General features: G+C 65.4%; 16 protein-coding genes and 1 pseudogene. 13 read left to right on the top strand and 4 right to left on the bottom strand.

Annotation, left to right across the window (positions count from 1 at the left end):
• Nucleotides 1-114: 114 nt before the first annotated feature.
• Genes ACODTB_RS00505 through ACODTB_RS00495 form a run of 3 tightly spaced genes read left to right on the top strand, consistent with a single transcriptional unit; the run spans nucleotide 115 to nucleotide 2,916 of the window.
• Nucleotides 115-993, top strand: a complete 879-nt coding sequence (locus tag ACODTB_RS00505; RefSeq protein ID WP_291115809.1) for a polysaccharide deacetylase family protein — start codon at nucleotides 115-117, stop codon at nucleotides 991-993.
• A gap of 41 nt (nucleotides 994-1,034) precedes the next feature.
• Complete coding sequence (locus ACODTB_RS00500) at nucleotides 1,035-2,036, top strand: Bug family tripartite tricarboxylate transporter substrate binding protein (RefSeq protein ID WP_291115807.1); 1,002 nt, start codon at nucleotides 1,035-1,037, stop codon at nucleotides 2,034-2,036.
• 22 nt (nucleotides 2,037-2,058) lie between these two features.
• Nucleotides 2,059-2,916 carry a fumarylacetoacetate hydrolase family protein gene (locus ACODTB_RS00495; RefSeq protein WP_291115804.1) on the top strand — a complete coding sequence of 286 codons (858 nt, stop codon included), beginning with the start codon at nucleotides 2,059-2,061 and terminating at the stop codon, nucleotides 2,914-2,916.
• 18 nt (nucleotides 2,917-2,934) lie between these two features.
• On the opposite strand, the gene ACODTB_RS00490 is transcribed toward ACODTB_RS00495, so the two are convergent.
• Nucleotides 2,935-3,372 (bottom strand): MarR family winged helix-turn-helix transcriptional regulator, encoded by a 438-nt coding sequence (locus ACODTB_RS00490; protein ID WP_291115801.1) that lies wholly within the window; start codon nucleotides 3,370-3,372, stop codon nucleotides 2,935-2,937.
• Nucleotides 3,373-3,480: 108 nt separating this feature from the next.
• On the opposite strand from ACODTB_RS00490, the gene ACODTB_RS00485 reads away from it, so the two are divergent.
• Nucleotides 3,481-4,428 (top strand): amidohydrolase family protein, encoded by a 948-nt coding sequence (locus ACODTB_RS00485; RefSeq protein WP_291115798.1) that lies wholly within the window; start codon nucleotides 3,481-3,483, stop codon nucleotides 4,426-4,428.
• Between the two features lie 28 nt (nucleotides 4,429-4,456).
• Complete coding sequence (locus ACODTB_RS00480) at nucleotides 4,457-5,458, top strand: Bug family tripartite tricarboxylate transporter substrate binding protein (protein ID WP_291115795.1); 1,002 nt, start codon at nucleotides 4,457-4,459, stop codon at nucleotides 5,456-5,458.
• Between the two features lie 73 nt (nucleotides 5,459-5,531).
• On the opposite strand, the gene ACODTB_RS00475 is transcribed toward ACODTB_RS00480, so the two are convergent.
• Together ACODTB_RS00475 and ACODTB_RS00470 are read right to left on the bottom strand one after the other, a co-directional pair.
• Nucleotides 5,532-6,206, bottom strand: a complete 675-nt coding sequence (locus ACODTB_RS00475; RefSeq protein WP_291115792.1) for a response regulator — start codon at nucleotides 6,204-6,206, stop codon at nucleotides 5,532-5,534.
• A 175-nt stretch (nucleotides 6,207-6,381) separates the two neighbouring features.
• Complete coding sequence (locus ACODTB_RS00470; RefSeq protein WP_291115789.1) at nucleotides 6,382-7,074, bottom strand: glutathione S-transferase family protein; 693 nt, start codon at nucleotides 7,072-7,074, stop codon at nucleotides 6,382-6,384.
• A 114-nt stretch (nucleotides 7,075-7,188) separates the two neighbouring features.
• On the opposite strand from ACODTB_RS00470, the gene ACODTB_RS00465 reads away from it, so the two are divergent.
• Both ACODTB_RS00465 and ACODTB_RS00460 read left to right on the top strand, forming a co-directional pair.
• On the top strand, nucleotides 7,189-8,079 hold the full coding sequence (locus ACODTB_RS00465; protein ID WP_291115787.1) for a LysR substrate-binding domain-containing protein: 891 nt from the start codon (nucleotides 7,189-7,191) through the stop codon (nucleotides 8,077-8,079).
• Nucleotides 8,080-8,686: 607 nt separating this feature from the next.
• Nucleotides 8,687-9,637, top strand: a pseudogene (locus ACODTB_RS00460) (transposase); the annotation flags it as partial.
• A 203-nt stretch (nucleotides 9,638-9,840) separates the two neighbouring features.
• Here ACODTB_RS00460 and ACODTB_RS00455 read toward each other — a convergent pair.
• Nucleotides 9,841-10,236, bottom strand: coding sequence for a helix-turn-helix domain-containing protein (locus ACODTB_RS00455; RefSeq protein ID WP_382320886.1), 396 nt, complete (start codon nucleotides 10,234-10,236; stop codon nucleotides 9,841-9,843).
• 106 nt (nucleotides 10,237-10,342) lie between these two features.
• Here ACODTB_RS00455 and ACODTB_RS00450 point away from each other — a divergent pair, with 106 nt between their 5' ends.
• From ACODTB_RS00450 to ACODTB_RS00425, 6 genes are all read left to right on the top strand, one after another.
• Nucleotides 10,343-10,546: a hypothetical protein gene (locus ACODTB_RS00450; protein ID WP_444687010.1), complete on the top strand. Its 204-nt coding sequence runs from the start codon at nucleotides 10,343-10,345 to the stop codon at nucleotides 10,544-10,546.
• Nucleotides 10,543-10,878: a hypothetical protein gene (locus tag ACODTB_RS00445; protein ID WP_488929037.1), complete on the top strand. Its 336-nt coding sequence runs from the start codon at nucleotides 10,543-10,545 to the stop codon at nucleotides 10,876-10,878. The genes ACODTB_RS00450 and ACODTB_RS00445 overlap by 4 nt, the downstream gene beginning before the upstream one ends.
• Before the next feature lie 113 nt (nucleotides 10,879-10,991).
• On the top strand, nucleotides 10,992-11,525 hold the full coding sequence (locus ACODTB_RS00440; RefSeq protein ID WP_488929036.1) for a phospholipase D family nuclease: 534 nt from the start codon (nucleotides 10,992-10,994) through the stop codon (nucleotides 11,523-11,525).
• Nucleotides 11,522-12,076 (top strand): hypothetical protein, encoded by a 555-nt coding sequence (locus tag ACODTB_RS00435; protein ID WP_291115781.1) that lies wholly within the window; start codon nucleotides 11,522-11,524, stop codon nucleotides 12,074-12,076. Before ACODTB_RS00440 ends, ACODTB_RS00435 begins: the two co-directional genes overlap by 4 nt.
• Before the next feature lie 390 nt (nucleotides 12,077-12,466).
• Complete coding sequence (gene fusA, locus ACODTB_RS00430; protein ID WP_291115778.1) at nucleotides 12,467-14,494, top strand: elongation factor G; 2,028 nt, start codon at nucleotides 12,467-12,469, stop codon at nucleotides 14,492-14,494.
• 73 nt (nucleotides 14,495-14,567) lie between these two features.
• On the top strand, nucleotides 14,568-14,945 hold the full coding sequence (locus ACODTB_RS00425) for a nuclear transport factor 2 family protein (protein ID WP_291115775.1): 378 nt from the start codon (nucleotides 14,568-14,570) through the stop codon (nucleotides 14,943-14,945).
• The last annotated feature ends 83 nt before the right edge of the window (nucleotides 14,946-15,028 follow it).

Raw genomic sequence — 15,028 nt, 5'->3', positions numbered from 1 at the left:
GCAAATCAACGCTGCGTGCAAAAGAAGTCGTTTGTGGTTGCACAGGCGACTCCGTAAGCTCGGGCTCCATCAGGCAAGGCACTGGCGCCTTGCGGTTGGAACCCGGAGCCCCGAATGCCTCAGAAACTCGACGTGCACGCCGATGCCATCGAAACCCTGCCCCCCGCCGATTTCCGCTGGCCCGGCGGCAAACGCCTCGGCATCTTCTTTCGCGTCGCGCTGGAAGGCTGGTCCGATGACCAGTGGCCGGGCTTCGGCCCCATGGGCAACCCGCTCAAGCCCGGCATACCCGACCTGAACGCGCTCGGCTGGGTGGAGTACGGCATCCGGCGCGGCATCCACCGCATCCTCGACGTGCTGGAGCGCCAGCAGATCCAGACCAGCATGCTGGTCTGCGGCGTGCTCGCCGAGCGCTACCCTGAAACGCTGCGCCGCATCGCCGACGCCGGCCATGAAATCGTGGCGCACTCCTGGGGCATGGACGTGATCCCGGCCTACCTCGACGAAGCCGCCGAACGCGCCAACATCCGCCGCACCACCGAGCTGCTGGAACAAGCCTGCGGCGTGCGCCCTGTGGGCTGGATCAGCCCGCGCGCCTCGCCCAGCGTGCGCACCGCGCGCCTGCTCGCCGAAGAAGGCTACGAATGGCACGGCGACACCATGAACGACGACCTGCCCTACCTCGTGCGCTTCGGCGACCGCGAGATCGCGGCCTTCCCCGGCGGCATGGAGATGAACGACACGCCGCACGCCATCCGCTACGGCAACGCGCCGCGCCAGATGCTGGAGCTGTTCGACGACTGGCTCGACTTCGTGCAACGCCACGAGCCCGGCGCGGTGCGCCTCAACCCGTCCATCCACGGCCACGTGTTCGGCCGCCTCAGCGGCATCGGCGTGTTCGAAGAACTGATCCGCCGCGCCCGCGCGCTCGACGACACCTGGATCGGCCGCCAGGGCGACGCCATCCGCCACCTGCGCCAGTCGCTGCGCTGAACACACCTCACCACCACCCCCGCCCCACCAGGAGAAGCTCCATGAACGCACACCCCTCGAATGGTCTCACCCGCCGCCGCGTCGTGGCCGGTGGCACGGCCCTGGCCGCCCTGATGGGCAGTGGCCTGGCCCGCGCCGCCGGCTATCCCGATCGCCCCATCCGCATGGTGGTGCCCTACCCCGCCGGCGGCTCTACCGACATCGTCGCCCGCCTCGTCGCCAAGCACCTCGGCGAAGTGCTCAAGGGCACCGTGGTGGTGGACAACAAGGGCGGCGCGGCCGGCGCCATCGGCGCGGCCGACGTGGCCCGCTCCGCCCCCGATGGCTACACCCTGCTCTCCAACATCGTCACCTCGGCCGTGCTCACGCCCATCACCCAGGCCAAGACGCTCACCTACGACCCCATCGGCGCCTTCCAGCCCGTGGCCATGGTGGCCAAGCTGCCCAACGTGCTGATCATCAACAAGGACATTCCGGTGCGAAACCTCAAGGAGTTCGCCGCCTGGGCGCGAGCCAACCCTGCCCGCGCCAGCTACGGCACGGGCGGCACCGGCAGCGTGATGCACCTCACCGGCGAACTGCTCAAGCGCGACGGCGACTTCGCCATGGAACACGTGCCCTACAAAGGCGCGGCCGCCGCCATCCAGGACCTCATGGGCGGCAACATCGTCGCGGTGCTCGACAACATCACCGGCGTCATCGGCCCCATCCGCTCCGGCCAGGTGCGCGCCCTGGGCGTCTCCACCGACCAGCGCTCCCCCGCCCTGCCCGACGTGCCCACCTTCGCCGAAGCGGGCGTCAAAGGCTTCTCCAACGCCAGCTGGTTCGGCGTGTTCACACGCGCTGGCACGCCGAGCGACATCGTTGCCCAGCTCGAAAAAGCCACGCTCGAAGCCTGCGCGCGGCCCGAGGTGGTGCGCACGCTCACCGAGCTCGGCGCCGTGCCCGATCCCATGGGCGCCAAAGCCATGGGCGAGTTCTGGAAAGCCGAATTCACCTACTGGAAACGCGCCATCGACGCCGCCGGCGTCCCCCTGAACTGACCCCACCCCGAAAAGGCCTCTCTTGAAATTCGCCAGCTTCCTGCACCAGGGCACCGCCACCTACGGCGCCGTGATCGACGACCAGCACCTCGTGGACCTGCGCCCCGCCCTGGGCGCGCTCGCGCCCGACCTCCAGAGCGCGATCGCGCAAGGCCTGCTTGACCAAGCCGCCACCCTCGCGCGCGCCGCCACCGAGCGCATCCCGCTCGACGCCGTCGAGTTCCTGCCCGTGATCGGCCGACCGGCCAAGATCGTCTGCGTGGGCCTCAACTACGCCGATCACGTGGCCGAGACCGGCCGGCAGGTCACGCAGGCGCCCACGCTGTTCCTGCGCGTGGCCAACTCGCAGGCCGGGCACGGCCAGGCCCTGCTCATCCCGCCCGAGTCCACCGCACTCGACTTCGAAGGCGAGATCGCCGTGATCATCGGCAAGCCGGGCCGCCGCATCGCCGAGAGCGCGGCCTGGGCGCACGTGGCCGGCTGCGCCTGCTACAACGACGCCAGCATCCGCGACTGGCAGACCGCCACCTCGCAATGGACCGCCGGCAAGAACTTCGCGCGCACCGGGGCCTTCGGCCCCTGGATGGTCACGGCCGACGAGATCCGCCCCGACCAGGTCATGACCCTCATCACCCGCCTCAATGGCGTGGAAGTGCAGCGCACCACCACCGACCTGCTCATCCACAGCATCCCCTCGCTCATCGCGCACATCAGCGCCTTCACCGAACTCGAAGCGGGCGACGTCATCGTCACCGGCACCCCGGGCGGTGTCGGCTTCAAGCGCCAGCCGCCGCTCTACATGCAGCCGGGTGATGTGGTGGAAGTGGAAGTGGATGCGCTGGGCGTGCTGCGCAACCCGATCGCAGCCGAAGCAACCTAAACCCAGGGGCGATTCCCTTCAGTCCCCGAGCTTGCCCAGCAGCCGGATCAACTCACCGGTCTCGGCATCGGAGAGCCCCGCGCGCAGCGCCGCCTCGTGCTCGCGCACGATGCGCGCGGCGCGGCTCCAGCACTTGCGCCCCTCGGGCGTGAGCTTCAGGTACACCGTGCGGCGGTCGTGCGCCTGGCGCGTGCGGTCGATCAGGCCGCGCTCGGCCAGCTTGTCCGCCAGCGGCACCATCGACGGGTTCGTCAGCCCCACGCCGCGCGCCAGTTGGCCCTGCGGCAACTCCACATTGCAACTCAACAGCTCCAGCACGCCATACATGGCGGTGGTCAGCTGCAGCTTGCCCAGCGCGAGGTCCAGCCGGCGCAGCGCCTGGTTGTGCGCTTTTCGAAGGTGGTACCCGACGTAAGCGTCGAGCGCGGGAGAGGAAGGGGGGGAGCAATCGGCCATGGACGACGCGCAGGATAGCACGCAGTCGCCCAATCATTCTCCGTCTATTAGTTTGACATCAAACTATTCGATGACTACACTTCGGCCCCACATCAATCAGGAGACCGCATGTTCGTCGTCGACAACCACATCCACCTGGGCCAGCCGGGTGTTCACGTCTCGCAGCACATCTACAGCGAGCTGCGCAAGAACTGGAGCGACCGTGGCTTTCGGTACCACAGCACCGAGGTGAAGTCCGAGCGCCGCGACGGCGAGATGCTCGTCCACGTGATGGACGAAGTCGGCATCGACGTGTGCTGCGTGCTCGCCGGCAACTGGAACCGCGTGCTCCCGCCCGAACAGCGCCCCTACAACGTGCCCAACGAATTCGTGGCCCAGCAAGTGAAAGCCTCCAAAGGCCGGCTCATCGGCATCTGCAGCGCCGACCCCATCATCGACCCCTGGGGCGCCGCCGACGAACTGGAGCGCTGCGTGCGCGAGCACGACTTCCGCGGCATCAAGCTCTACCCCACCTACGCCCACTTCGACCCGCGCGACAAGGCCTGCGAACCCCTGTACGAAGCCGCCTCCGCGCTCGGCGTGCCGGTGCACTTCCACATGGGCTTCACGCCCGTCTGCGGCGCCGACATGAAACTGCAGCAACCCTGGCTGCTCGACGAAGTGGGCCAGCGCTTCCCGAAGATGAAAGTGGTCATCTGCCACCTCGGCTACCCCTACGCCGCCGAAGCCATGGGCGTGGTCGCGCGCAACCCCAACTTCCACGCCGACCTCAGCGCGCTGGGCTTCTACCACCCGCGCACCGTGTACCAGCTCATCCACGACTTCGGCTGCGTCAACCCCTGGGAACGCCTGCTCTACGGCTCGGAAAATCCCTTCATGTGGACCTTCCACAAGACCGTGCAGAACATCAACGAGCATGCGCGCGCCCTCGACATGCCCGAGATCCCCGACCATGCGCTGGAACTCATCCTCGGCGGCAATGCCACGCGCCTCTACCGCATCGACCAGAGCAAGCAGCACCGCCCCGCGACGCCGCCCGCCAAGGCCGCCGCCTGACCGCCCCACCACACCGGAGACAACACCCATGAAAAAGATCGCCCGCCGCTCCCTGCTGGCCGCCGCCCTGGCGCCGGCCTTCGGCTCCCTCGTTGCCCCACTGGCCCACGCACAGGGCAGCGCCTTCCCCGCGCGCCGCATCTCCGTCGTCGTGCCCTTCCCTGCCGGCGGACCGGCCGACATGGTCGCGCGCGTCATGCAACCGCTGATGCAGAAAGCCCTGGGCGAAACCGTGATCGTGGAAAACTTCGCCGGTGTCGGCGGCGCCATGGGCGTGGGCAAGGTGCTGGCCGCGCCGGCCGACGGCCACACCATGCTGCTCACCACCGTGGCCGAGCCCATCCTGCCACCGCTCACCATGCCCAGCGTGCGCTACAAGCCCGACGACCTCGTGCTCGTCTCGCAGCTCTCGTACACCAACATCGCGCTCGTCGTGCGGCCCAGCCTGCAGATCAACTCGGCGCAGGCCCTGGTGGACTACCTCAAGAACCCCTCCAACAAAGCCCTGACCTACGCCACGCCCGGCAGCGGCACGCTCTACCACCTCATGGGCGAGCACTTCAAGATGCTCACCGGCACGCAGCAGCTCATGCACGTGCCCTACAAGGGCCTGGCACCGGCCGTGAACGACCTCATCGGCGGCCAGGTGGACGTGGCCTTCCTGCCCATGGCCGGCAGCACCGCCAAGCTGATCGAAGCCGGCACCCTGCGCGCCCTGGCCCACACCGCCGACAAGACCGTGGCCGGCCTGCCGCGCCTGAGCGAGGTTGACGCCAGCCTGAAAGACTTCGTCTACACCGTGTGGACCGGCGTCTTCCTGCCGCGCCAGACACCCACCGACGTGGTAACCGCCGTGCACAAAGCCATCGACACCGCCCTGCAAGGGCCCGAATTCGGCGTGTACACGCGTGAAGCCGGCGGCGTGGCGCTCACGCGCGCCATGCCGCTGAAACAGGCGCAGACCTTCTACAGCGCCGAAGCGCAACGGCTGCAGCGGGTGTTTCAGGCGGTGAGGCTGAAGGCGGATTGAGCGAGAGCGCAGCCTCAAGAACAGCTGCTTCGGCATAGACAGAATTGAACTGCGCTGTTGACTCCCGAGGCCATCACTTCGCACCCCTCAGAGCGGCGACCGACAGCGAGAACAGCCGCTGGGGTTGATTCGTTTCGGCATAGGCACCGCGTTGGCGGGCCTCCTGCTCTAGCTCGGGTGTAGCAGACGCGCTATAGATGATGACCGGCGTTGTCGGGCTGACCTTCTTGACCTCGGCGAGCAATGTGTATCCACCTTGTGGATCGTCAGCTCGCTTGAAATCTGTGATGACCAGATCAAACTTCTGTGAGCCAAGAAGAGGGATCGCCTTGGCGGTTGACTCGGCCAGAACAAACTGAATTCCGAGTGCGGAAAGCGCTTGCCGCTCGTACTCTTGGTTCTGTGGGTTGTCATCGACCCAGAGAACTCTTCGACTGCCAAGGTTGATTTCACTGGCCTCTTTGGCCGTAGCTTGTATCTCGCGCGCATCGGGAGGGTTCTTGGGTGGCGCGTTCGCAGGCCCACCCCGCTTTTCAGCCTCAAGAAGGTAGAAACTGATCAAGATACCTTTCTCGTTGAGACTGAAGTCTCGTGGTGCGATCACGCCGCGAAACAGAAATAACACTGCCAACAGGAAAAGCGGCCACACCAGTATTTTTGTCAGCTGGATGCTGCGATCCGTTGCGAGTGGCTGAGGACTTGCAGTCTCGTTTTTTTCAGGCACGTTTTCATCCTCCGCTGATGTCATGACGAGCCATCGATCGACTTGGAGGCCTGACGCACAGGCCTCCCTCAGATCATGCAGGATGCGCTGAAGACTGCGAAGCGTTCTGGATGTAATGCCTCACCAAAACGTCGATGAATCGGTATGCCATGGCCCAACAATGTGCTCGCCCTCAGCAATTCAACGAGGCGCCCGCGCCCTACACCAACGCCCCGAGCTCCACCTGCCCGGCAAACGCCCCCGTGCTGCGCACCACCTCCCCATGCTCCACCCCACGCGCGAAGTGCACAGCCGGGTCGGCCTGCAGGCGCTCGTACAAGGCATTCAACGCCGGGTAGTCGCGGCGGTCCAGCACCTGGTGGAAATCGTTCCAGCGCGCGATGCCCAGGAAGTACGCGTCCGCCGCCGTGCGGCGCTCGCCCACCAGCCAGTCGCGCCCGGCCAGCAAACCTTCCAGCGCGGCATGGGCGCGGCGCACCTTGTCATGCCCCATGGCCGTTACCGCGCGCAACGCTTCGCCTTGCAGGCCGTGTTCCATCGCGTACCAGAGCGGTGCGAACGATTCGAAGAAATCGGTGTTCAGGAACGCCAGCATCTCGTTGAAGCGGTCGAACTCCGCACTGCCCTGCGCAGGCACCAACTCACTGGAAGCAGCCGCCGCCGCGCCGATGTGATGCAGGATGGCCATGCTCTGGCTCACGAAGCGGCCATCGGCCGTGCGCAGTGAGGGCGTTTCGCCCACCGGGTTGATGCGCTTGAAGGCCTCGCTGCTCACCACCTCGGGCATCTGGATGCGGCACAGCTGGTAAGGCAGGCCGCTCCACTCCAGCGCCACGATGGCGCCAAACGAACAGCCCTCGGGCACGCCGTAGAAAAGAAGAATGGGTTTCATGGTTGGTTTCAACTCCTGTTGCGTTGACGAAGGAGTGCATTCTTGCGGCGTGGACGATGGCCGCCTAGACAGGCAAAAGGCAACGCATCGTCCACATCTGTGGACAATGGCGGCATGAACCTGAACGACCTCACCCTGTTCGCCCAGGCCGTGGAAAGCGGCGGCTTCGCGCCCGCGGCCCGGCGCTTCTCGGTGCCGAAATCCACTTTGAGCAAACGCGTGGCCGCGCTCGAAGCCAGCCTGGGCGTGCGCCTCATCGAGCGCAATTCGCGCAGCTTCCGCCTCACCGACACCGGGCACGACTTCTACCAACACGCGCGCGCCGCGCTGGTGGAGGTGGAGAGCGCGCAGCAGGTGGTGCAGTCGCGCCTGGCCGAACCCAGCGGCACCGTGCGGCTCACCGCCGCCGTGCCGGTGGTGCAGTTCCAGCTGGCGCCCCACCTGCCCACGCTCGCGCGCACCTGGCCCCGCCTGCAATTGCAGCTGCACGCGAGCGACCGGTTTGTGGACCTGGTGCAGGAAGGCTTCGACATCGCCTTGCGCAGCCACTTCGCCCCCCTGCCCGACTCGGGCCTGGTGCAGCGCACCCTCAAGGTGGAGCCCGTGATGGTGGTCGCGGCCTCGGCCTACCTGCGCGAGCACGGCACACCGCGCCAGCCGAGCGACCTCGCGGCACACCAGGCCCTGCTGACGGGCGTGGACGCCACGCGCTGGACGCTGCGCAACAGCAAAGGCGAAGTGCAGACCGCCGAGCCGCAGCCGCGCATGGTGGCCGACGAATCCGTGGCGCTGCTGCACGCGGCCACGGCCGGCCTGGGCATCGTGTGCCTGCCCGAGAGCATTTGCCAACACCACCTGGCGCGTGGGGAACTGGTGCGCGTGCTGACGCGCTGGACGGCGGGCAGCGTCACCACTACCGCGCTGGTGCCGCACCGCCGCAGCCTGCTGCCTTCGGTGCGCGTGGTGCTGGAGTTTCTTTCGGAACAGCTGGGGTCGGCTGCCTGAGCCAGCGCTTCTGCGGAAGATACTGTATTAACGTACAGTACAATGGCGCCAGGCCAGGCACCATGCGGTGTGTGGCGCCCCGCAGTTGCTGTTGTTGTCTCCTTGTGGATCTACAGCTTTAGCCCGTCCGCCTTGTTGGTGGGCGGGCTTTTTCTTGTTGTCTTTTTAGCGACGGGCAAAAGCAATAGGTTGGTCAACAGCCGCTAAGCAGCGTTTGCCGCCTTCCATGGCCGCGCCCGAAAATCGAAGTGATGGCTCGTTCGCCACCATACAAACATCCGCCTTGTTGCTGGCCTGATGACCGCTTATGCGGGCAATGCTGCCATGGGACCGATGCCGGCAGAGCAAGCGCCCGCTGCCCGACTGTCTAACCAGCAAAAGCCAATCTGTTGCCGTCGTTCCTCGAAAATTCGCCCCGTTGAGCGAATCGTCACAATACTTTTGGTCCAAGCTGAGAGCGAGTTGCGCGCAATATCCGCGAGTAAAGCAAGGCATCTTGTTCGAAAGGTCTCAGGTGGCCGAGTCAAGTTCAAGCGTTAGTCGATCACAATATGGGTGTTGAAGAAATCGGACTAGCAACACATGGCAACACGCAAACCATCACCGCCAGGTGCGGATGCAGCAACTGGAGCACAGCATCAACCGGTATCTGACCGAGCTTGATCGCGCCGACCGTGATCCCACGATCGTTCTTCCAGATCGAGTGGCGCGTCTGAAGGAGAAGATCAGCAAGATCAAGGAGCAGATGCGGGGCCTCGGCGAGATCGAGGCGCATCTGCAATCCTCGCAGGAGCGTCAGGTCTCATTCACCGATCCCGACGCCCGCTCTATGGCGACGAGCCGTCTGGGCTCCGCGGTGGTGGGATACAACGTCCAGACTGCGGTCGACGCCAAACACCACCTGATCGTTGCGCACGAGGTGACAAACGCCGTGACAGACCGTGGGCAATTGGCTGCGATGGCGATGGCCGCCAAAGAGGCCACTGCACACCCGAGCTTGATCGTCTTGGCCGATCGCGGTTACTTCGAGGGGTACCAGATTCTGGAGTGTGAGCAGGCCGGCATCGCGACCATGGTGCCCAAGGCGTTGACCTCGGGCGGCAAATTTGAGGGGCGCTTCGACAAGCGAGACTTCATCTATGACAAGGAGCGCGACGAGTACCGATGCCCCGCAGGGCAGAAGGCTATCCGCCGATTCACCACAGTCGAGGACGGCAAGACGCTTAACAAGTACTGGTCGTCTTCCTGTCCTGGTTGCCATCTCAAAGAACAGTGCACCCCGGCCCCGTACAGGCGCATTAGCCGATGGGAGCATGAAGATGTGCTCGAGGTCGTTCAGGCACGCCTTGATGGTGCACCCGCTGCCTCTCGCCTACGACAGTGCACCGTAGAGCACGTGTTCGGAACGCTGAAGGCCTGGATGGGGGCCACCCACTTCCTCACCAGGACCCTGCCGCGAGTGCGAACCGAGATGAGTTTGCAGGTACTGGCCTACAACCTGCGGCGAGTAATCAAGATCCTTGGTTCCGAGAGACTGATGGCGGAGATGAGAGCTTAGGGGGTCTTGCCCCTTCGCAACCGTGCTTGAGATCACCGACTTGCCGCACTTGGTCGCTGTGGCCGCCGCAGCGTCTTGTAGGCCGTTGCCAAAGATGTTTCCACACAGCCTCAGTCTGGAGCGGACTTCTACTCCTCAGCCTCATGTGAGGTCGAAAAGAAAAAAGGCCCCGAGGGGCCTTTCTGCTCTTTTGGATCTACGACTCAATTACTTTTATTGCCCTTGGCTTCGGCGCCCTTCGTCCGGGACTTGTGAACCTGTTTGGAAGGCGCAGACGGCATCGCGCCCTCAGCCAATAGCGCCATATACCTCACCGCTTCGATCTTCATCTCGTCCGTACAGCGGTCGAAGTCATCGAGCACGGCTCTTTGCATCGGCTCCAGGCCCAGCCTGGTCGAGATGCGCTTGCCCGTCAGCAGGTAGCAGACGTTCACACCCACCTCCCCCAACTTGACGAGCACTTCAGCATCCGGGTTGCGTTCCCCTCGTTCGTAGTTTCCGATCGAGCGCTTCGAGATTCCAACGGCGTCGGCGAGCTCCTGTTGGTTGAGCTTGAGCCGACGCCTCTCCTCCAAAAATCGCTCCACAAAGTTACTCATTTTTGCTACAGCTGGGATATGATGGAATGGACATGTACTCAAAAAGTACCTGTTGTGTATTTTTCCGTTACTCAATGCTAGCCCAGGGAAAGGAGCAACTTTGACCATGTCCACATTCGTCTCTTCGTCTCGCAAACGCGTCCCCAACGGCGTAAACAGCTCCCGTCCCATCGCGCTGCGGCTCACTCCGTTTGAGCTGGAGCATGTGAAAAAGCGGGCCGAGCGCGAACAGCGCTCCATGGCCAGCGTGTGCCGCCTCGCGGTGCTGCGCGAGCTGGGCTTGAACGACAACGAAAAGGTGACCTCATGAAACTCTTTGGCCGCAAACCTTCCCCTCAGGCAGCAGTGCCCACGTACACGCCCGATCCGGAGCACATGCCCTTCTTCCCGAAACCGGTGTCGACGCAGCGCATGTGGTTTTCGCTGCACCACTGCACGTCGGCGGAGCTGAACGTGTCCACGCGCCGCGCGAAGGAGGAAGACGCCCCTTATGACGTGGTGCTGCAGGCCAGCAAGGCGCCCCTGGAAACGGAATGGACCCTCAGCGCCGAGCAGGCGCGCGAACTCGCGGCCCGCCTGCTGGACGCCGCCGCCGACTGCGGCGAGTTCGACAACGCGACGTTCTCCCTTCGCAGGGACTGAACGGGCCAAGCGCGCCGAGCCAAGCCCCGCTGGCTACGATGTGGGCTGCCAGCCCTGCGCAGCGGCCCACATCGGGCGCGCGCCTCGTGCCGGCGCAGCTGGGGGGCATGGGCATGACGACTGTTCTTCGATCCATCGCGCTGGCGGCGTGGCTGCTGGGCGCTTCCGTGCTTTCGCACGCGGCGCCGAGCGTGCAGGTGGGCTTTTCGCCGGAGGGCTCGGCGCGCCAGCTGGTGCTGGAAACGATTGCCAGCGCGCAGCAGAGCATCCACGTGTTGGCCTATGCGTTCCAGGCGCCAGACATCATGCAGGCGCTGGTGGACGCGAAGAACCGGGGCGTGGAGGTGCGCGTGGTGGTGGACAAGAAGCGCAACCGGGGCAAGACGAGCAGGAAGGCGATGGACTTCGTGACCCGCCACGGCGTGGAGCTGCGGACGAACGACCATTTCCACATTCACCACGACAAGACCATCATCGTGGACGGCCACACGGTGCAGACGGGCTCGTTCAATTTCGCGCCGTCGGCCGAGACGCTGAATTCCGAGAACGTGGTGGTGATCCGCGGCCTGCCCGAGGTGTCCAGCCAGTACATGGCGCACTGGCAATCGCGCTGGAAGCTGGGCAAGCCGTATCCTGCACAACCATGACCCAACCCTCTTCTCCCCCTTCTTCCTCATCGTCCTCCATTTCCAAGCGCCGCCAGATCATCACGGTGATGATGCTGGTGCTCGCGCTCATCGGCGGCCTGGTGCGCTGGCTCGCGCCGCAGCCTTCGCTGGCGCGCGACCTGGGTTCGGTGCTGATGGTGCTGTGGCTGCCGATCATCGGCAACATCATTGGCTGGCTGATCCAGCGCGCGAAGGCGCCGAAGCACCTGCCGCAGGGTTTCGCGGCGGGCACGGTGTTCAAGCCAGATGCGCGGATCGAGCTCACCTTGCTCGCAGCGGACACGCCGAGGCTCAGCCGGCCGATCCGTGCGGGGTATTTCGACGGGGCGCTGGTGGTGGGCTCAGAGGGGTTCACCACGCGCCTGGCCGTGCCCACCGATGGGGAGCCGGTGCCCGAGGTGCCTTGCACGCTGGAGGTGCAGTTCCTGCGCCCGGAGCTGGCGCTGGCCCAGCTCCAGAACGGCACCAAGTTCGCGCTGCTGTCGGGCCGCACCTTGCTGGGCACGGGGCATGTGCTGCCGCTGGCTTGATTCGGCAACGCGCAAGTTCCAGCCCTACTGACACTCAGGGCACTCCCATTCCAGGAAAATACGCGAATGTTCAATTTCAACGCCGTCCAACCTGTGTTCGCTGCCTAGCTGCGTCCTTTCGATGGCAATCGGAAGGAGATGACCTTCCGGCCCCACAACCCCGGCAGGCATGGTCTTCCGGGGTTTTTGTTTTTTCAGGTTCCAACATGTTCACGCGCACCTACGACAAGCTGATCGCCACGATTTCCGCCCGCCGGAACGTGGGATGCGTGCGCGTGCGCCCGTGGTCCGGCCGAGCCATTCCGTCCTGAGCCAGCCCTGGTGAATCCATGCCGGGGCGGCTTGATCGTCCTGACATGTGGACCCTCGAGGGGTCCGGAAAGATTCACCATGAACCGCATCAACAACAACAACGGCATCCGCAACATCGGCATCATTGCCCATGTGGACGCGGGCAAGACCACAACCAGCGAACGCATCCTCTACTACACGGGCGAGAGCCACCGCATGGGCGAAGTGCACGACGGCGCTGCCCACATGGACTTCGACCCCGAGGAGCGCCGACGCGGCATCACCATCAACAGCGCCGCCACCACCGTGCATTGGCGTGGGGTGCAGATCAACCTGATCGACACCCCCGGCCACATCGACTTCAACATCGAGGTGGGCCGCGCGTTGCGCGTGCTCGACGGCGCCGTGGTGGTGCTCGACGGTGTGGCCGGCGTGGAGCCGCAGACCGAAACCAACTGGCGCCTGGCGGACCGGCACGAGGTGCCGCGCATTGCCTTCGTCAACAAGCTCGACCGCACGGGTGCGAACTTCGAACGCGTGATCGCGTCGATGCGCGAGCGCCTGGGTGTGCAGGCCGTGCCGGTGCACCTGCCCATCGGCGCCGAGGGCGAGTTCCGCGGCGTCGTGGACCTGGTGCGCATGCGTGCCCTGCTGTGGGAGCGCGACGACGCATCGCAGCCGGTGCAGGAAGCCGCCATTCCCTCTGACCTTCTGGCCCAGGCCCAGGCGGCCCGCGCGCGCCTGCTGGAAGCCGTGGTCGAGCAGGACGACGAGGCGCTGGAGGCCTGGCTGCGGGGCGAAGAGCCCTCGGTGGAGCTGCTGCAACGCTGCATCCGTGCGGGCGTGCGCCAGCGCGCCTTTGTGCCGGTGCTGGCGGGTTCGGCCTTCCGCAATCGCGGTGTCGAGCCGCTGCTGGATGCGGTGGTCGACTGGCTGCCCGCACCTGGCGAGCGCGAAGGCACGGCCACGGGCCTGGACAGCGCGCCGCTGGCCGCCCTGGCCTTCAAGGTGGTGAGCGACGAGCACGGCAGCATGGTCTTCGTGCGCCTGTATGCGGGCAGGTTGCGGCGTGGCGATTCGGTGCTCAACACCAGCACCGGACGCATGGAGCGCGCGGCCCGCCTCTACGAGGTGCATGCCGACAAGCGCATCGAGCGCGATGAACTCGTGGCGGGCGAGATCGCCGCGGTGGTCGGGTTCAAGGACACGCTCACCGGCCAGACCCTGAGCGATCCCAGGCACCCGGTGCAGCTGGAGTCCATCGCCGTGCCGGAGCCGGTGATCCACATGGCGCTGGAGCCGCGCACCAAGGCCGACCAGCAGGGCCTGTCCAAGGCGCTGCAGAGCATGCTGCGCGAGGACCCGAGCCTGCGCGTGCGCCAGGACGAGGAATCGGGGCAGACCATTCTGTCGGGCATGGGTGAGCTTCAGCTGGAGGTCGCCGTGCACAAACTGCACGACCGTTTTGGCGTGGGCGTGGTGGTGGGCCGTCCGCAGGTGGCCTACCGCGAGACCATTGCCACGGCCGCGGAGCTGACGCACGTGCACAAGAAGCAGACCGGCGGCCCGGGCCAGTTCGCGCAGCTCACGCTGCGCCTGGAGCCTCTGGAGCGAGGTGCGGGCGTGCAGTTCGAAAGCCGCATCGTCGGCGGCGCCATTCCCCGCGAGTTCATTCCCGCGGTGGAAGCGGGTATCCGGCGCGCGGCCGAAGCCGGTCCGGCTTCGGGCTACCCGGCCGTGGACTTCCGCGCCGTGCTGCTCGATGGGGCTTTCCATGAGCGCGATTCCTCGGCCATGGTCTTCGAGCTGGCGGCAAGCCATGCGCTGCGCGATGCCTTTGCCAAGGCCAGGCCGCATCTGCTGGAGCCGGTGATGGCCGTGGAGGTGATCGCGCCCACCGAATACCTCGGCGACGTGATCGGCGATCTGCACCGCCGCCGTGGCCAGGTGCGAGGGCATGAGGTGCGCGGCACGGCCACGGTGGTCGACGCGCTGGTGCCGCTGAAGGAGATGTTCGGCTACATCAGTGCGCTGCGCGCGCTGTCATCGGGCCGTGCGCAGTACACGATGCAGTTCGATGGCTACCAGGTGGCGCCGCCCGCTGTGGCCGAGCTGGCTGCAGCTTGACCAGAGGGGTGCCATCCTGAGGGATTGCACCCCTCGAACCCATGGCGTGGCCAGGCCCCATTAATATGGGGTCATGAATGATGCAAATCTCGACGCCATTGTTGAACTCGAAGAACGGCTGGTGCGTGCCATGCGCACCTCCGATGTCCCGGTTCTGGACGAACTGCTGGCAGACGACCTGCTGTTCACGAACCACCAAGGCATGGTGGTGACGAAGCAGGAAGACCTTGAGGTTCACAGGTCGGGCCTGTTGAAGCTGGAATCGCTCGATGCGTCGGACCGCAGCGTCCGGCTGCTCGGCAATGTGGCCGTGGTCGCGGTGCGGGTGCAGCTGGCTGGACGCTACGGCAACGATTCTTTCGAAGGCACGTTCAGATACACCCGCGTGTGGGCGCTTCTGGGCGCGCGCTGGCGGATCGTCGCCGCACACGCGAGCGTGGTGGCCGCGTAGCACCGTCGGCGCCTGTCGAAAGGCGGCCGTACCCGACTTGTCCCTTCTTTCTGTGCATAACTTTGTGGATGTCGCTGGAGCAA

Source organism: Hydrogenophaga sp. FG152, from assembly GCF_057809615.1.
This window is presented reverse-complemented; position numbering and strand designations above follow the sequence as displayed.